17 protein-coding genes are annotated in these 17,213 nt (G+C 70.2%); 10 read left to right on the top strand and 7 right to left on the bottom strand.

The annotated features are described in order from the left end of the window. Window positions 1-24: 24 nt before the first annotated feature. A complete protein-coding gene (locus E0500_RS04235) occupies window positions 25-927 on the bottom strand; it encodes an RNA polymerase sigma factor SigF (protein WP_131559366.1) in 903 nt (300 codons plus the stop codon). A gap of 247 nt (window positions 928-1,174) precedes the next feature. On the opposite strand from E0500_RS04235, the gene E0500_RS04230 reads away from it, so the two are divergent. The 6 genes from E0500_RS04230 (at window position 1,175) to E0500_RS04205 (ending at window position 6,929) form a co-directional block, all read left to right on the top strand. Then, entirely contained in the window at window positions 1,175-1,543 is a 369-nt protein-coding gene (locus E0500_RS04230) for an STAS domain-containing protein (protein ID WP_131559364.1), read from the top strand. 264 nt (window positions 1,544-1,807) lie between these two features. Then, on the top strand, window positions 1,808-2,389 hold the full coding sequence (locus E0500_RS04225; protein WP_131559362.1) for an ATP-binding protein: 582 nt from the start codon (window positions 1,808-1,810) through the stop codon (window positions 2,387-2,389). A 214-nt stretch (window positions 2,390-2,603) separates the two neighbouring features. Continuing rightward, window positions 2,604-3,335 carry an LPXTG cell wall anchor domain-containing protein gene (locus tag E0500_RS04220; protein WP_131559360.1) on the top strand — a complete coding sequence of 244 codons (732 nt, stop codon included), beginning with the start codon at window positions 2,604-2,606 and terminating at the stop codon, window positions 3,333-3,335. Window positions 3,336-3,400: 65 nt separating this feature from the next. Further along, window positions 3,401-4,261: a hypothetical protein gene (locus tag E0500_RS04215; protein ID WP_131559358.1), complete on the top strand. Its 861-nt coding sequence runs from the start codon at window positions 3,401-3,403 to the stop codon at window positions 4,259-4,261. Continuing rightward, window positions 4,258-5,589, top strand: a complete 1,332-nt coding sequence (locus E0500_RS04210) for a hypothetical protein (protein ID WP_309504928.1) — start codon at window positions 4,258-4,260, stop codon at window positions 5,587-5,589. The genes E0500_RS04215 and E0500_RS04210 overlap by 4 nt, the downstream gene beginning before the upstream one ends. 62 nt (window positions 5,590-5,651) lie before the next feature. Next, the gene (locus E0500_RS04205) at window positions 5,652-6,929 is read left to right on the top strand and encodes a hypothetical protein (protein ID WP_131559380.1); all 1,278 of its coding nucleotides are present in this window, start codon (window positions 5,652-5,654) and stop codon (window positions 6,927-6,929) included. Window positions 6,930-7,087: 158 nt separating this feature from the next. Here E0500_RS04205 and E0500_RS04200 read toward each other — a convergent pair whose 3' ends face one another. Continuing rightward, window positions 7,088-8,584: an oligopeptide:H+ symporter gene (locus E0500_RS04200; protein WP_131559356.1), complete on the bottom strand. Its 1,497-nt coding sequence runs from the start codon at window positions 8,582-8,584 to the stop codon at window positions 7,088-7,090. A gap of 444 nt (window positions 8,585-9,028) precedes the next feature. Here E0500_RS04200 and E0500_RS04195 point away from each other — a divergent pair, with 444 nt between their 5' ends. Both E0500_RS04195 and E0500_RS04190 read left to right on the top strand, forming a co-directional pair. After that, window positions 9,029-9,706 carry a response regulator transcription factor gene (locus E0500_RS04195; RefSeq protein ID WP_131559354.1) on the top strand — a complete coding sequence of 226 codons (678 nt, stop codon included), beginning with the start codon at window positions 9,029-9,031 and terminating at the stop codon, window positions 9,704-9,706. A 203-nt stretch (window positions 9,707-9,909) separates the two neighbouring features. Next, complete coding sequence (locus tag E0500_RS04190) at window positions 9,910-11,181, top strand: ATP-binding protein (protein ID WP_131559352.1); 1,272 nt, start codon at window positions 9,910-9,912, stop codon at window positions 11,179-11,181. 16 nt (window positions 11,182-11,197) lie between these two features. On the opposite strand, the gene E0500_RS04185 is transcribed toward E0500_RS04190, so the two are convergent. From E0500_RS04185 to E0500_RS04165, 5 genes are all read right to left on the bottom strand, one after another. Beyond that, on the bottom strand, window positions 11,198-11,980 hold the full coding sequence (locus E0500_RS04185) for an ABC transporter permease (protein WP_131559350.1): 783 nt from the start codon (window positions 11,978-11,980) through the stop codon (window positions 11,198-11,200). Next, the gene (locus E0500_RS04180) at window positions 11,977-13,002 is read right to left on the bottom strand and encodes an ATP-binding cassette domain-containing protein (RefSeq protein ID WP_131559348.1); all 1,026 of its coding nucleotides are present in this window, start codon (window positions 13,000-13,002) and stop codon (window positions 11,977-11,979) included. The genes E0500_RS04185 and E0500_RS04180 overlap by 4 nt, the downstream gene beginning before the upstream one ends. 91 nt (window positions 13,003-13,093) lie before the next feature. Then, window positions 13,094-13,936 carry a DUF4097 family beta strand repeat-containing protein gene (locus tag E0500_RS04175; RefSeq protein ID WP_131559346.1) on the bottom strand — a complete coding sequence of 281 codons (843 nt, stop codon included), beginning with the start codon at window positions 13,934-13,936 and terminating at the stop codon, window positions 13,094-13,096. Window positions 13,937-14,012: 76 nt separating this feature from the next. After that, window positions 14,013-14,528 carry a toxin-antitoxin system HicB family antitoxin gene (locus E0500_RS04170; RefSeq protein ID WP_131559344.1) on the bottom strand — a complete coding sequence of 172 codons (516 nt, stop codon included), beginning with the start codon at window positions 14,526-14,528 and terminating at the stop codon, window positions 14,013-14,015. Between the two features lie 234 nt (window positions 14,529-14,762). Continuing rightward, a complete protein-coding gene (locus E0500_RS04165; protein WP_131559342.1) occupies window positions 14,763-15,332 on the bottom strand; it encodes a GtrA family protein in 570 nt (189 codons plus the stop codon). A gap of 213 nt (window positions 15,333-15,545) precedes the next feature. On the opposite strand from E0500_RS04165, the gene E0500_RS04160 reads away from it, so the two are divergent. Then, window positions 15,546-16,685 (top strand): 5-(carboxyamino)imidazole ribonucleotide synthase, encoded by a 1,140-nt coding sequence (locus E0500_RS04160; protein ID WP_131559340.1) that lies wholly within the window; start codon window positions 15,546-15,548, stop codon window positions 16,683-16,685. Next, the gene (gene purE, locus E0500_RS04155; protein ID WP_131559338.1) at window positions 16,682-17,212 is read left to right on the top strand and encodes a 5-(carboxyamino)imidazole ribonucleotide mutase; all 531 of its coding nucleotides are present in this window, start codon (window positions 16,682-16,684) and stop codon (window positions 17,210-17,212) included. The genes E0500_RS04160 and purE overlap by 4 nt, the downstream gene beginning before the upstream one ends. The last annotated feature ends 1 nt before the right edge of the window (window position 17,213 follow it).

The raw sequence follows: 17,213 nt of genomic DNA, 5'->3' as shown, positions 1-17,213 counted from the left end.
CCACGGTGGAGACGGTGGAGAGGGTCACTCCTCGACGGTCAGGCCCTTCCGCAGTCGCCCGAGCGTGCGGGACAGGAGCCGGGACACATGCATCTGGGAGATGCCGAGTTCGTCCCCGATCTCGGACTGCGTCATGTTGGCGACGAAGCGCAGCGACAGTATCTTCCGGTCGCGCGGCGGGAGGTCGGCGATCAGCGGCTTCAACGACTCGACGTACTCGATGCCTTCGAGCCCGTGGTCCTCGTAGCCGATCCGGTCCGCCAGCGCGCCCTCGGAGTCGTCCTCCTCCGGCTGTGCGTCCAGCGACGAGGCGGTGTACGCGTTCGATGCCGCCATGCCCTCCACGACCTCGTCGTTGGAGAGGCCCAGGCGCTCCGCCAGCTCTCCCACTGTCGGGGCGCGATCGAGCTTCTGGGCGAGTTCGTCACCGGCCTTCGCCAGGTCGAGGCGCAGCTCCTGCAGTCGGCGCGGGACGCGCACGGACCAGCTCGTGTCGCGGAAGAAGCGCTTGATCTCGCCGATGATGGTCGGCATCGCGAAGGTGGGGAACTCGACGCCGCGGCTGAGCTCGAACCGGTCGATCGCCTTGATCAGGCCGATCGTGCCGACCTGGATGATGTCCTCCATCGGCTCGCTGCGGGAGCGGAACCGGGATGCGGCGAACTTCACGAGCGCGAGATTGAGTTCGACCAGGGTGTTGCGTACGTACGAGTATTCGTACGTGCCCTCTTCAAGGGACTCCAGCCGCTCGAAGAGTGTCTTGGACAGGGCCCGTGCGTCTACCGGCCCCACCTCGTCATAGGGGGGTATCTCCGGAAGTCCCTCAAGCCCTTCGGGGAGCTCGTGGGCGAGTTCGTCCTGCGTGTCTTCCAGAGAGGGTGTCGACGCAGCCCTCTGGGTATGCGATGCGTCGAGCCGGGGTGACATGATGTCCTCCATCGTTCTCGGCATATGGCCGCCGATGCCTCTACGTGCACTGCGGTGTGCGGCGCCTCCAAAGCCGGCCGTGTTGTCGGGTGTCTTTACTAGCCCTACCTGCTTTCCCAGCTCCGTCGCAAGTGCGCTCCATGGCGAAATGTCCAGTTTTGGGCGATTGTTCGGGTGTCGAAGCGTGAAGGGAAGGCGTAGTGTTCGATGTCGAGTCAACAGCCACGACGGTCGGGAGAGGGACGGCATGGACCGCGGGACGCTCGGCAGTACGCAGTCGGGCAGGCTTCTGGTCGAGGTGCGGGAAGAGGGCGCCAGCGCCGTCGTGACGCCCTCGGGTGAGCTGGATCACCACACCGCCGATTTGTTGCGAGAACCACTCGACGACTGCCTTGACAACGGGTTTGCACGTCTTGTAGTTGACTGCTCGCACCTGGAGTTCTGTGATTCCACCGGGCTCAACGTCCTGTTGGGTGCCCGACTGAAGGCCGACGCGGCCGGCGGCGGGGTTCATCTCGCGGGAATGCGGCCGGTGGTGGCCAGGGTGTTCGAGATCACGGGAGCGGACGCCGTCTTCACCGTCCACGAGACGCTCGAAGCCGCACTGGGCGACTAGATCCGCCGCTCACTCCTCCTCCGGCCGGACCGGCCGGACCGCTCGCGATGACCGACTCGTCTGCCCCTGAGTGAGTGGCGCGTTACTCCTGTCACATGCTCCGCACCGAATAGATGGGTGTTCGGACGGATCGGTCGGGCAGGAGACATCCTGAACATGTCGGCAGCCAACACGGCGGGTGCGCCGCGGGGATCCGGGGGGATCTCCGGAACCACGGACTGAGTCTTGAATCGTGAACTGGTGAATCGGTGAGGTGAAGCGCTGATGAGCACCACCCGGCCTTACTCGCCGGGCGACCGCGGCCCGGAACCGGGTGTCGGCGGCGCTTCCGGGGCGTCCGGAGGGGGCGCGCCCCGAGAGGGTGTGATCGCGGAAGGTGTGCCCGAGGGTCCGCCCGTCTCCGCGCCCGCCGGTGGGGGGCGGACCCGCAGGTTGAGTTTCGAGGGCGAGAGCGGGGTCGTGCCGCTCGCCCGGGACTTCACCCGTCAGGCGTTGTACGCGTGGGGCTGGCTGCCCGCCGCGAACGCCGACCAGCGGGCCGCGGCCGAGGACGTCCTGCTGGTCGTCTCCGAACTCGTGACCAACGCCTGCCTGCATGCCGAGGGTCCGGACGAGCTGTGGATCACCTGCGACAACAAGGTGCTCCGCATCGAGGTCTCCGACCGCGGCGCGGGCCAGCCCGCACCCCGCACCCCGCACCGCGCGGGGCGGCCCGGCGGGCACGGGATGTTCATCGTCCAACGGCTGTGCCTGGACTGGGGGGTCATACGCACGCCCGGGGCTGCGGGGAAGACGGTGTGGGCGGAGGTCGGGGGGCCTGGCGCGACTGGCGCTCCGCTGGGTTGAGCGGGGGAGCTCGGCTGGGTTGAGCAGGACGACTGCGGGTTGTTGGTTGTCTGCGGGTCCGTTGTGGCTGGGCGCGCAGTTCCCCGCGCCCCTGAGGGGCGTACCCGCCCCTCCCACGGGGCGCTGCGCGTCCCCATGAAACCGGCACACACTTTGTCTTCCCTCTACAAGGGGTCGGGCGTACCTTGAGGCGCCAATCTGATGTTGCGTCAGAATGTGGGGTCCCGAGGTGTCGTACCGGACGTACCAGAAACGAACCGCCGCGCTCGCGATCGCCGCGGCACTGGCCGGCTCGGCGGTGCTGATGGCCGCCCCCGCGGCCCAGGCCGACGTCGTGGACGTCGAGTACAACTGCAAGACGCCGATCGGTGACAAGTCCGCCGTCTCGCCGATCGACATCAAGGGCGTCAAGAGCGGCAGCGACTACAAGATCACCATGTCGTGGCAGAAGGGCGTCTCGTCCAGCCCGGTGGAGCTGGGCAAGGGCTCGATGAACCCGAGCGCCACCATCAAGCTGGGCGGCGCCGAGAGCGGCACGCTCAACGTGACAGGTCCCGCCAACGCGGAGGCCATCCCCGCCAACACACCCATCAAGATCAGCGACCTGAGCGGCACGTACACCCCGAAGAAGACCGGGAAGGTCACCTTCACACCGGGCGTGCTCACCATCAAGGCGCTCGGCACGACCACCACCTGCACGCCCGGCAACAACCCCGGACCGGGGCTCACGCTCGACGTCACGGCGGCCGGCGGGGGTTCGGGTTCACAGACCGGGTCCCAGGACGTCTCCGCGTCCGTCGGTTCCGGCGGCTCGGGGAGCGAACTCCCGCAGACCGGCCCCGAGGACTCGGCCGTCGCCCTCGGCACCCTCGGCGGCACGGTGCTGCTCGCGGGCGCGGGGGGCGTGCTGTGGCTGACCCGCAGGAACCAGACGGTACGCCGCTGACCGTCGACGATTCCCCGGCCGGGAGCCGCCGCGGAGCCGTACGACTCGTCCCGCTGGAGCCGCCGATGCGTGTTCTGTTTCTCGTTGCTCTCCTGCTGGCCGCCACGGCCACGGCGCCCGTGGCCGTGGCCGATGACGGCTGGTCCGTGGTGCCGTCGGGCGGTGGGCGGCCTTCCTTCTACGCGGAGGGCGCGCCCGGAGCGGTCCTCCAGGACACGGTGTCGGTGCGCAATCCGTCCGCCGAGCCGCTCAGGGTGCGGCTGAGCGGAGGGAGCTGGGTGGTCTTCGCGGGCGAGGGCGCTCCCGCGCGGACGGTCTCGGTCGTGGTGCCCGCCCGCACGCGCGCGGAGGTGCCGTTCACGGTGAACGTCCCGGCCGGCGCCGCTCCCGGCGACCACGCGGACACCCTCACCGTCCGCTCGTCCGACGGTCGGTCGAGGACCGTACGGCTCCGGCTCCGGGTCGGCGGACCCGAGCTGCCCGCACTCACCGTCGAGCATGTCGCCGTGCGCGGCGAGCGCATCACGTACCAACTGGTCAACCGCGGTACGACCACGCTGACTCCGAGCCTCGCGGTGCGCGCGGAGGGTCTCTTCGGGCGGCGCCTCCTCGACCGCGCGCCCCGCACCCTGCCGGTCGAACTGCCGCCGGGGCGTCGCGTGCGGCTCGGCGAACCGTGGCCCGACCGGCCCGCGCTGGACGCGGTCGACCTCCGGTTGACGGTCACGGCGGGCGGCGGGGCGGCGCGTGACGCGGAGGCGGTGGAGGTGCGGTTCGTGCCCTGGCGGGCGGTGGCCGGAATCGCGGGCGCGGGCGCGGCGGCGGGCGCCTTCTTCGTCGTACGGCGGTGGAGGCGGCGTGGGAAACGGACGCGAGCGAAGGAACCGCCGCGTCATGAAGCCGAGTTGACGGGAGCGGTGATGTGAGCGGCAAGCGGCGGATCTCGGCGCTGGTGGCGGTGCTCGCACTCGTCCTGGCCCCCCTGGCAGGGCTGGGGACGGGAACGGCAGCGTGGGCCGCGGACAATCCGATCGCCAAGTCGATGGCCAAACCGATTACCAAAACGATCGCCAAGCCGACTGCCAAGCCGACTGCCAAGCCGACTGCCAAGCCGACCGTCAAACTTTCCAAGTCCCAGGCAGGGACGGGTGGTTCGATCACGGTGAGCGGGAGGGGATGGCGGTCCGGGGCGCTGCTGATGCTGCTGATCTGTGGTCAGTCCACACCGTCCCGAGGGGTGATCGGCGGGACCAACTCCTGTGCCAACGCCGACGGCCGGGCCGTCACCACCGACGACGAGGGCGCCTTCAGCAAGGAGGTGCCCGTGGCCGAGCCGCCGGTGCCGTGCCCGTGCGTGGTCCACGTCGCGACGGTGACCGGCGAGAAGGCGGAGGCGGACGCGGTCTTCCAGGTGGCCGGGCATGCGGTGGAGCCGTTGCCGGACGAGGCGGCCGGTGGGCGGCTCTCGGTGCTCACGGACACCCGGCTGGACGGTTCGAGCGGGCTGCTGACCTGGTTCGGGGCGCCGCCGCAGCGTCGGCTCGTCTTCACCGTCGGCAACGTCGGCACGTCCCCCGTCAAGGACCCCGTCTTCCAAGTGGGCACCTCCCACGGAGTGTTCGCCCCCGAGTGGGAGGAGCAGCAGTGGCGCGGCACGATCGAGCCGGGCAAGAAGGCGCGGATCGCGTTGCCGGTCGAACTCGCCGCCGGTGCGCACGGGTCCTACACCGTCTCGCTCAAGTACGGCGGCAAGGTGCTCGCCGAACAGCCCTGGGGAGTGGGTCGGCCCTGGGGCGTGACTCTCTTCTGGATCCTGCTCGCCGTCGTCGTACCGGCCGCGGTGTTCCGCATCGGGATGGGCGTGGTCGACCATGTCCGGCCGCGCGCCCGCGTGTCCGGGCGGCACCGGGGGCTACGGCTGGCCGGACTCGGCGCACGGCTGCGGAGGCCGAGCCCGTCGGCTTCGGAGGGCGCGCCCACGTCCGCTGAGCGAAGAAGGCCGGTCAAGCCATCCAAGCTGTCCAAGCCGTCCAAGCCGCCCTGGCCGTCCAAGCTCTCCAGGCTGTCCAAGCCGGCCCTGGCGTCCCCTCCGGACGCGACATCTCGTACGACCCCGGCCCTGCCGTGGTTCACGCCGGACTCCGATCCGGGCACGGCGGCCGCCGGGCAGCTCTCCGCACCGCAAGAGAACGGCCCGGCGGGTCCCACGACTCCGGCGGGCCCGACGACTCCGACCAGGAAGGGAAACACGTGAGCGCGCAACGGAGAGTTCGCACGGTACGGGGTGGGAGAACGACCGCGGCCGGGGCGGCGCTGATGCTGGGCGGGGCCGGGGTCCTGCTCGGGGTGGCCGCGGTCCCGGCGCAGGCGGCGGAGGTGTCGTACGCGACGGAGTGCGTGCCGCCCGCGATCTCGGGGCTGCCGCCCGTCAAGGGCACCACGGAGGTGGAGGTGACCGCGCCCGCCACGGCGAAGGTGGGGGACGAGGTCGAGGTGGTGTGGAAGTTCGTCCAGGCGGCGTCCAAGAACCCCGACCTCATCGACCTGCCCGCGAACTCCGTCCAGCCGAGCGGCACGCTCAAGGCGGCCGGGGCGCAGACCGCCGACCTCGCGATGCAGGGGCCGCGGGAGAACCCCGCCATTCCCAAGGGCGGTGCCATGGTGCTGTCCGACATGAAGGGCACGCTGAAGCTGACGAAGGCCGGGCAGGTGACGTTGACGCCCGACGCGTACGCGATCAACGCCATGTCGACGGACACCAAGTGCACACCGACCGAGGCCGTGAAGTCCGCCGCCACCATCAACGTGACGGAGGGCGACGGGGGTACGTCGACCCCGACCCAGCCCCCGACGCAGACCGCGACTCCGCCTCCGTCAGGCACGAACGGAGGCGGTGGCAGCTCCGGAAGCACCGGAGGTGACGACGGCGGGGGCGACGACGGCGGGCAGACCGACTTCACCGGCAAGGAGGTCCAGGTCCCCTACAAGTGCAAGACACCGATCGGCGACAAGGACGCCACCTCGCCCGTGCAGATCAACGCCAAGAAGAGCGGCGGGAGTTACGACCTCACCGTGCAGTTCAAGAAGTCGGTGATGGACAGTCCGGCGGACATCCCCGCGGATTCGGTCAAGCCGTCGATGGAGGTGGTCCTGGGCGGTTCCGACCAGGGCACCGTGCGCGTGGAGGGGCCGACGAACTCCGAGCCGATCAAGTCCGGTGACCCGATCGAGATCCCTGACCTGAAGGGCACGTACAAGCCGGGGGCGACCGGTGAGTCGACGCTCTCGCCGGGTGTGCTGACGGTGGAGGCGCTGGGCACCACGACGACGTGCACTCCGTCCGAGAGCGAGGTCTCGCTGACCCTCGACACGACGGAGCAGCCCGGCGGTGCCTCGGGCGGCGGTTCGACGGGAGGCTCGGCCGGGGGCTCGGCGGGAGGCTCGTCGTCCGGCTCCGGCGGCACGTCGGGCGGCCTGGCCGACACGGGCGCCGAGGACCACGGCTCGCTCAGGGCGCTGGGCCTGGTCGCGGGGACGGTGACGCTGCTGGGCGGCGCCGTGTTCACGTTCCTGCCGCGCCGACGCGTGCGCTGATCTTCCAGGAACGCCGAAGGCCGGAAGGCCGGAAGGCGGGAAGGCGGGAAGGCGGGAAGGCGGGAAGGCGGGAACGCCGAAGGGCCACCGCACCACACGGTGCGATGGCCCTTCAGCCGTTCAGTCGCCGTACGCCCGGCGGCAGCCGTCGGCGGACGTCAGTGCACGCCGCCCATCAGCTGCTTGACCCGGTTGCGGTACATCCACACCGCGACACCCGCGACCACCGCGAGCGTGGCCTCCATGGCGACCACGTTCATGCCGTTGAGGCCGACACCCGCGATGGAGAGGAGACCCGTGGTCGCGTCGCCGGCGGTGACGGCCAGGAACCAGACGCCCATCATCTGGGAGGCGTACTTCGTGGGGGCCATCTTCGTGGTGACGGACAGGCCGACCGGCGAGAGCAGCAGCTCGCCGACGGTCTGGACGAAGTAGATCGCCACCAGCCACATCGCGGCCGCCTTGTGACCGCCCTCGGCGATCGACAGCGGGGCAAGGAAGAGGAAGAAGGACGCGCCGACCAGAACCAGACCCGAGGCGAACTTCACGATCGTGCTCGGCTCCTTGCCGCGCCGGTTCAGCGCGAGCCAGAACCAGGCGAAGACCGGGGCGAGGGCCATGATCAGGACCGGGTTGACCGACTGGTACCAGGAGACCGGGAACGACCAGCCGAAGACGCTGTTCTCGGCCGACGAGTCGGCGAAGATCGCCAGGGTCGAGCCGCCCTGGTCGTAGATCATCCAGAACACGGCCGCGGCGACGAAGAACCAGATGTACGCGGACATCTTCGACTGCTCGACATGGTCGAGGTTCTTGTCGCGCTTGATGCGGACCAGCACCATCGTCGGGATGATCACACCGAGCAGGGTGAGCGGGACCAGGATCCAGTTCAGCGTGTAGTGGCCGGAGAAGCCGACGATCGCGTAGAAGACGACGGCGATGCCGGCCCAGATCGCGGCCTTGCGCAGCGTCGAGACCTTCTCCTCGGCGGACAGCGGCGTCGGGACGACGCTGGAGCGCGGGGCGAGGTGACGGCTGCCGATCAGGAACTGGGCCAGGCCCAGCGCCATGCCGAGCGCGGCGAGCGCGAAGCCCAGGTGCCAGTCGACGCTCTCACCGATGGTGCCGATGACCAGCGGCGCGGCGAAGGCGCCGAGGTTGATGCCCATGTAGAAGACGGTGAAGCCGCCGTCGCGGCGCGGGTCGTCCGGGCCGTCGTACAGGTGGCCGACCATCGTCGAGATGTTGGCCTTCAGCAGACCCGAGCCGATCGCGACGAGGCCGAGGCCCATGTAGAACGTGCCGGAGGACGGCAGGGCCAGCGTGAGGTGGCCCAGCATGATGACGCCGCCGGCGACGGCGACGGTCTTGCGCGGGCCCCAGACGCGGTCACCGAACCAGCCGCCCGGCATGGCGAGCAGGTACACCAGCGACACGTACACGGAGTAGATCGCGGTCGCGGTCGCCGCGTTCAGGTGCAGGCCGCCGGGGGCGACGAGGTACAGCGGGAGGAGGGCCCGCATGCCGTAGTAGGAGAACCTCTCCCACATCTCGGTCATGAAGAGGGTGGCCAGTCCGCGGGGCTGGCCGAAGAAGGTCCTCTCGGAACCGGGGGTGCCCGGGGAGACCGAGTCCTTCGTCAGGCTGGGCGCCATGGTCGTTCCTTGCTGTTCAGGGCGCGCGCGTGGGGTCCCCGCCCGGGGAGGGGTCGGGGGCGGCCGCGCGCCCGGTCGTTCCTGCACACAAAAGAGACCTTCAGCGCAAAGTCCGCCGAAGGTCCCCGTGTGCTGTTACAGGCGTTGTTTCACCATACGTCAAACCAGTGACGACTCTGGGAACTCTGAGATGTGAATCACAGGTAAGAATGGAACTTCGATCCCTTATTCGAAGGCCGCGCTCAGAGTCGCATCCCATGGCCGCAGGCCCCAACTCCTGGGGCATCACTGTGCGTCACGGTAAGGGTGGGAGAGTGCGGCACGCGGCGGCGGGAGAGCGGCGCGATCGTCGCGTCCGAAGGTAAGAACGCGAAGTGTGAAGGGTATGAATCGCGGTTGCCGATCACCCTCCTGGTCGTGTCCGGGGCGGACTACCATCACCCCATGACCCGAGTACTGCTCGCCGAGGACGACGCGTCCATCTCGGAGCCGTTGGCCCGCGCGCTGCGCCGGGAGGGCTACGAGGTCGAGGTCCGCGAGGACGGCCCCACCGCACTGGACGCCGGAATGCAGGGGGGCGTCGACCTGGTCGTCCTGGACCTGGGGCTGCCCGGTATGGACGGCCTGGAGGTGGCCCGCAGACTGCGCGCCGAGGGCCACACCATCCCGGTCCTCATCCTGACCGCGCGCGCCGACGAGGTGGACACCGTCGTCGGTCTCGACGCGGGCGCCGACGACTACGTCACCAAGCCGTTCCGTCTCGCCGAGCTCCTCGCCCGTGTGCGGGCCCTGCTGCGGCGCGGCGCCGCGGAGCCCCAGCAGCCGCCCGCCACCCACGGCGTCCGCATCGACGTCGAGTCCCACCGGGCGTGGATGGGCGACGAGGAGCTCCAGCTCACGGCGAAGGAGTTCGACCTGCTGCGGGTGCTCGTGCGGGACGCGGGGCGGGTCGTCACCCGGGACCAGTTGATGCGGGAGGTCTGGGACACGACGTGGTGGTCGTCGACCAAGACCCTCGACATGCACATCTCCTGGCTGCGGAAGAAGCTCGGCGACGACGCGGCGAATCCGCGGTACATCGCCACGGTGCGTGGGGTCGGGTTCCGGTTCGAGAAGAGCTGACGTCGCCGTCTCGCTGATCGCGTCGCCGCCGTTGTGTCTGCGGTGGGCTCTTCGGCTGCGGGCTCACTGTGGCTGGTCGCGCCCACGGCGGAGCCGCATACATACACAGCCCCGCGCCCCTGTCGGGGCGCACCCCACTCGCCCTGGCCGGCCGCGTCACCGAGGCACACTGGTCCCCGTAAGCCATCTGCCCGGAGGGACCTGTGCGTCGTCGTCTCATTCAGTCCACGCTCGCCGTCGTGCTCGTGGTGATAGCGGTCTTCGGGGTCTCCCTGGTGATCGTCGAGACGCGCACGATCAGCAACAGCGCCCAGGAGCGCGTCGACTCCGAGGCGGTGCGCCTGGTGAGCATCGTCGACAGCCGGATCCTCGGGGACGAGCGGGTCAGCGCGGGCGTCCTCAGGGACCAGGTCGCCGAGGGGCGGTACGCGCTCATCGAGATCCCGGGCCGGACCCCGATCGAGATCGGCAAGGCGCCCACCGGCGACGTCATCCGCTCCAAGGAGACCGGCGACCAGGGCGAGACGGTCACGGTGGAGGAACCGCGGTCGTCCGTGACCCGGGAGGTCGGCCGTACGCTGCTGATCATCGCCCTGGTCGCGCTGCTCGCCGTCATCGCGGCCGTGCTCCTCGCCGTACGCCAGGCCAACCGCCTCGCGTCCCCCCTCACCGACCTCGCGGAGACCGCGGAGCGCCTCGGTTCGGGCGACCCGCGGCCACGCCACAAGCGGTACGGCGTCCCGGAGCTGGACCGCGTCGCGGACGTCCTCGACGCCTCCGCCGAGCGCATCGGCCGTATGCTCACCGCCGAGCGGCGCCTGGCCGCCGACGCCTCCCACCAGCTCCGTACGCCGCTGACGGCGCTCTCCATGCGGCTGGAGGAGATCACCCTCACCGACGATCCGGACACGGTGAAGGAGGAGGCCACCATCGCGCTGACGCAGGTCGAGCGGCTGACGGACGTGGTGGAGCGGCTGCTGACGAACGCCCGCGACCCGCGAAACGGCTCCGCGGTCTCCTTCGACCTCGACGAGGTGATCAAGCAGCAGCTGGAGGAGTGGCGGCCGGCCTACCGCAGTGCGGGCCGCGCGATCGTCAGCTCGGGCAAGCGGCATCTGCGGGCCGTGGGGACGCCGGGGGCGGTGGCCCAGGTGCTGGCGGCGCTGATCGAGAACTCGCTCATGCACGGGGGCGGGACCGTGGCGCTGCGGACCCGCGTGACCGGTAACCAGGCGGTGATCGAGGTGACCGACGAAGGACCCGGCATCCCCGCCGATCTGGGGGCACGGATCTTCGAACGGGCGATCAGCGGGCGCAACTCGACGGGCATCGGACTGGCCGTGGCCCGCGATCTGGCCGAGGCGGACGGCGGGCGGCTGGAGATGCTCCAGCTCCAGCCGCCGGTTTTCGGGTTGTTCCTGTCCCGTACGCAGCACAAGCCTTCGCCCTCCGGGGATGAGCGGACCGTTCGGTAGCCGGAGGGACGGGCTCTCAGCGCTTGGTGGTGCTGTTGAACAGCGAGCGCGACCAGAGGTAACCGACCAGGGTGACACCGGCGCACCAGGCGAGCGAGATCCAGCCGCTGTTGCCGATCTCCGAGCCGGAGAGCAGGCCGCGCAGCGTCTCGGTCATCGGGGTGAACGGCTGGTTCTCGGCGAACCAGCGCAGGCCCGGCGACATCGACTCGGCCGGTACGAACGCCGAGCCGAGGAACGGCAGGAACTGGATCAGCAGCGGCTTGTTGCTCGCGGACTCGACGGTCTTGGAGATCAGGCCGAGCGCCACCGACAGCCAGGTCACCGCGAAGGCGATGGCCGCGAGGAGGCCGGCTGCGGCCAGCCACTGCAGCGGGGTCGCCCCGGACCGGAAGCCGACGGCGAGCGCGACGCCCACCACCGGGACCATGCACACCATCGTCTGGATGACACTGCCGATGACATGGCCCGTCATGAACGACGAACGTGTGATGTTCATGGTGCGGAAGCGGTTGATGATGCCCTCGGTCATGTCGGAGCACACCGCGACCGAGGTCGACATCGAACCGGCGGCCACCCCCATGATGATGATGCCGGGGGTGAGGTAGTTCACGTACGCGTCCCGGCCGCCGCCCATTCCGGTGCCGATCGAGTCACCGAAGGCGTACACGAACAGCAGCAGCATCAGGATCGGCATCATGGCGCTGCCGAACCCCACGGCCGGATAGCGGATCGCGTGCTTGATGTTGCGCCGCAGCATCGTCATCGAGTCGTGCACGGCGTAGGTGAGGGTGCTCATCGCAGGGTCTCCTTGACGTGAAGCGGGCTGCTGGTGCCGGGGTTGGTGCCGCCGGTGTCAGTGGTGCCGGGTTCGGTGGTGCCGTGGCCGGTCAGGGCGAGGAACACGTCGTCCAGGTCGGGGGTGTGCACGGAGAAGTCGGCGGCCCGGATGCCGGCGGCGTCGAGCCGGTCGAGCAGGGCGCGCAGCGCGTCGAGCCCGCCGTCGCCCGCCACGCGCAGGGCGAGGTTCTCGTCGTCGCGGCCGGCCGCGGGGAAGGCGGTAGCCGCGCGCTCGAACTCGTCGATGTCGTCGAACCGCAGCCGTACGTGGCTGCCGGGCATCCGCGCCTTGAGCTCGTCGGCCGTGCCCTCGGCGACGATCCGGCCGCCGTCGAGCACGGCGATCCGGTCGGCCAACTGGTCGGCTTCCTCCAGGTACTGGGTGGTGAGGAAGACGGTGGTGCCGCCCGCGACCAGCGAGCGCACCGTGTCCCACATGGTGCGGCGGCTGCGGGGATCGAGCCCGGTCGTCGGCTCGTCCAGGAAGATCACCTGGGGGTCGCCGACCAGCGTCATGGCGAGGTCGAGCCGACGCCGCATACCGCCGGAGAAGGTCGCGGCCCGGTTCTTCGCCACGTCGGCGATGTCGAACCGCTCCAGCAACTTCTGTGCGCGGGATCGCCCCTCACGCTTGCCGAGGCGCAGCAGGTCGGCCATGAGGAGCAGGTTCTCCTCGGCGGTGAGCAGGTCGTCGAGCGCGGCGAACTGCCCGGTGACGCCGATCGCGGCGCGTACGCCGTCGGGTGAGGTGGCGACGTCGTGGCCCGCGACCTGGGCCTGTCCGCCGTCGGCGGCGATGAGCGTGGACAGGATCTGCACGGTGGTGGTCTTGCCGGCGCCGTTGGGCCCGAGCAGCGCGAACACGGAGCCGGCCGGGATGCGCAGATCGATGCCGTCGAGCACGGTCTTGTCGCCGTACGACTTGCGCAGATCGGCGGTGGAGACGGCGGGTGAGGCCGTGTCCTTTTTGGATGTGGGCATGACAGATGACGGCATGGAGGCCTCCGAGTCGAGGAGTGAAGTGGTGGGGGACTGCGCTGGAGTGGGGGAGGGGGCGAGGAGCGCGGGGAGGTCAGGCCTTGGCGCGGCGGATGTCGATGTTGCCCCAGCGGGTCCTGGCGTGGACCTTGACCGTGTTCTCGGTCTCGGCCGGAGGCGCGCAGTCGGCGAGGGTGTTGTGCACCTGCCCGCGCTCTGCGCTGACGTCGAGCCAGGCGGCGGTGCCCTCGCGGATGCCGATGTCGATGGCGCCGTAGGAGGTCTCCAACTGGACGGCGCCGGAGGTGACTTCGGCGACGCGCAGGGCGCCGTGCGCGGTGGTGGCGGTGACCGAGGCCTCGGCGCGCACGATGTCGATGTCGCCGTAGGCGCCGCTCGCCCGCAGCTCGCCGGTCACGGCGCCGACGGTCGTCGTGCCGTGCGAGTTCTTCAGGGTGGCGGGGCCGTCGACGGTGCCGACGCGCAGGCTGCCGGAGCTGGTGGTGATCTCGGCCGCACCCTCGACCCGGTCGACGACGATCGAGCCGTGGGAGACGGTCAGATGGAGCGGTCCGGTCGTGTCCAGGCGGACGTCGCCGCCCGAGGTCTTGCCCCGGGCCTTGCCGAGCCGGCCCTCGCCGGCCACGTGGGTCCAGGAGCCCGTGACATCGATATCCGAGCCCGTGGGCAGGTCGACCGTCACGTCGACGACGCCGGAGGGGCCGATGAAGCGGCGCTCCTTCGTCCTGATGGTCAGCACGCCGTTCACGTACGTGACCTCGGTCTGCTCGGCGGCCCGCACGTCCTTGTCCCGCTTGGGGCTGCCCGGCCGGACCTGGACAGTGGTGTCGCGGCGGTCGCTCGCGGTGAACCGGAGGGAACCGGCGCCCACGTGGGCGGTGACGGTGATCGGTTCGGGGGTGTCGAAAGAAGGCATGGCTGTACCGTCCTCATGGCTCGTCGGGGCGTCCCCGCAGGTGGGACGTGGTGTGGGTGGTGTGGGTCGGGCGCGGTCAGCGCACCCAGCCCGTGAAGTTCTGTCCGGAGCGGGTCTTCTGTGTCGTACGGGGTGGGGCGCCGCCGCCGACCGCGGCCGACACGGCGCGCACCAGCCAGGCGTTGACCGACAGGCCCTCGCGGGCCGCGGCCTCCTCGGCGCGTGCCTTGAGTTGGGCCGGGAGCCGCAGATTGACCCGGGCGGTGGCGCCCTCGTCGCCGTCCACGGGGGCCGTGGGCGCGAGCGGTTCGGCGGGCGCGGCCACGGCTTCGAAACGGTCGTCGTCGCGGGACGGCAGCGTCACCACGAAGTCGGGGTCCAGCCCGCGCAGCCGTACGTCGACCGAGCCGGGGGCGAGCTCGCGGGTGATCTCGTCCATCGCGGCGGAGAGCACGTTGAGCATGGTCAGCCGGGTCGCCGACTCCAGCGGAGCGGTGAGCCGCTCGGCCAGCTCGCGGGCGTCGTCCCCGCCGGCTTCAGCGGCGATCGCGAGTTCGCGACGAAGTGCGTCGACATACGGAGTGAGGTCCATGGCGTTATGGTGGCACCACTTTGGTGCCATGTGCAAGCCTGGGTGGCACCTTGCCTGGGGCGGGTCAGAGGATGGCCGCTCTGACCTGGGGAAAGGTGAAGAAGGTGGCCTGAGTCATTGTGGCGCTATGCGGACTCAGGTGCTTTGAGGGGTGCGAAATGGCACCGGGTGGCGCCCGGGTGGCGCCGGGTGGTGCCGCATGGTGCCAGTTGGCGGCACACCGGGGCGGTCCCCCTACTCGGTCCGGTTCGTCCGGCTGTAAGCCGTGCTGCCCGACAGGGCCGGCCTGTGCGGAGGGCCGCCCTCCAGGAACGACTCGGCGCTGGCCACCGCCTCCTTCGCCGGGAGGGCGCGGAAGACCCAGGTGCGGTAGGACCAGAAGCGGAACAGGGTCGCGATGCCGATGCCGAGGAACTTGAAGACGTTGCTCTGAAGGGGGCTGTCCCAGCCGAAGCCGTAGGTCGCCGCGTACAGGACGCCGTTCTCGATGACGAGGCCGACGACGCTGAAGAGCAGGAAGAGCGTCAGCTCCTTCGTCCGGCCGCTCTTGTCGCGGTCGCGGTACGTGAAGTAGCGGAAGCCGAGGTAGTTGAACACGATGGCGACGAACGTGGCGATGACGCTGGCCCGCACCACCGGGAGGTCGGTGACCTGCCGGACCAGGTTGAACACGCCGAGGTTGACCAGCAGCCCCGTGCCGCCGACCGCGCCGAACTTGGCGATCTCACGTGCGAGATGCTCGAACTGCCGGCGCAGGACGCCGCGGGCGGGCCGAGATTTCGGCTCCGAGGAGGTACTGCCCATCGTGTGCCGGCCCCCGTCGTATCGGTTTTCGTCGGTCGGAATCGTCGGTCGGTTCGTCAGTCGGTTCGTCGGTCGGTCCGTCGGTAGGGTGCGCCGACTCCGCCATGCTAACCAGGAGCCCCTGGGGATGCCTGTGTACGCCGTCACCGGCGTCGCCAGGGTGTGGGAACCGGCCGCCGGAAGGCCCATCCTGGTGGCCGATACCCTGGTGGAGTGACGTTCCCGGTAGTCGGCATGGTCGGCGGTGGTCAGCTCGCTCGTATGACACACGAGGCGGGCATCCCGTTGGGCATCAGGTTCAAGCTCCTCAGTGACACTCCGCAGGATTCCGCGGCGCAGGTCGTCAGCGATGTCGTCGTGGGCGACTACCGCGACCTCGACACGCTGCGCGACTTCGCACGCGGCTGCGACGTGATCACCTTCGACCACGAGCACGTGCCCACCGAGCACCTGCGCGCGCTGGAGGCGGACGGCATCCCCGTGCGCCCCGGCCCGGACGCGCTCGTGCACGCCCAGGACAAGGGCGTGATGCGGGCCAGGCTGGACGCCATCGGCGTGCCGTGCCCCAGGCACCGGATCGTGACGGATCCCGCCGATGTCGCGGCATTCGCCGCGGAAGGGGACGGCTTCCCGGTCGTCCTCAAGACCGTCCGCGGTGGCTACGACGGCAAGGGCGTGTGGGTCGTACGGTCCGAGGAGGAGGCCGCAGCCCCCTTCCGGGCCGGTGTCCCCGTGCTCGCCGAGGAGAAGGTCGACTTCGTACGGGAGCTGGCCGCGAACGTCGTTCGGTCGCCGCACGGTCAGGCCGTCGCGTACCCGGTGGTGGAGTCCCAGCAGGTCGACGGCGTGTGCGACACCGTGATCGCCCCGGCCCCGGACCTGGACGAAGCCCTCGCCCTGCGGGCCGAGGAGATGGCGCTGCGGATCGCCAAGGAACTCGGCGTGGTCGGCCACCTGGCCGTCGAGCTGTTCGAGACCCGCGACGGGCGCATCCTCGTCAACGAGCTGGCCATGCGCCCGCACAACTCCGGCCACTGGACGCAGGACGGCGCGATCACCTCCCAGTTCGCCAACCACGTGCGCGCCGTGCTCGACCTGCCGCTCGGCGACCCGCGCCCGCGCGCCCGCTGGACGGTCATGGTGAACGTCCTCGGCGGCGACTACCCGGACATGTACTCCGCGTACCTGCACTGCATGGCCCGCGACCCAGAGCTCAAGATCCACATGTACGGCAAGGACGTGAAGCCCGGCCGCAAGGTGGGCCACGTCAACACCTACGGCGACGACCTCGACGACGTGCTGGAGCGCGCCCGTCACGCAGCCGGATACCTGAGAGGGACGATCACCGAATGAGCCCCGTTGTAGGCATCGTCATGGGGTCGGACTCCGACTGGCCCGTCATGGAAGCCGCCGCGCAGGCCCTCGACGAGTTCGAGATCGCGTACGAGGTCGACGTCGTCTCCGCGCACCGCATGCCCCGCGAGATGGTCGCGTACGGCGAACAGGCCGCCGAGCGGGGTCTGAAGGTCGTCATCGCGGGCGCCGGGGGAGCCGCGCACCTGCCCGGCATGCTCGCCTCGGTCACCCCGCTGCCCGTCATCGGCGTGCCCGTCCCGCTGAAGTACCTGGACGGCATGGACAGCCTGCTGTCGATCGTGCAGATGCCCGCGGGTGTCCCGGTCGCGACCGTGTCCGTCGCCGGCGCCCGCAACGCCGGTCTGCTGGCCGCCCGTATCCTCGCCACGCACGACGAGGAACTCCTCGGCCGTATGCGGGAGTTCCAGCAGGAGCTGAACGACCAGGCCACCGAGAAGGGCAAGCGCCTGCGTGCCAAGGTGGACGGCTCGGCGGGCGGCTTCGGCTTCGGCTCGGGCAAGTGAG

It is taken from the genome of Streptomyces sp. KM273126 (genome assembly GCF_004337435.2).
Taxonomy (GTDB): domain Bacteria; phylum Actinomycetota; class Actinomycetes; order Streptomycetales; family Streptomycetaceae; genus Streptomyces; species Streptomyces acidicola.
Note: the sequence above shows the minus strand (reverse complement) of the source record. Positions and strands in the feature narration are given on the sequence as shown.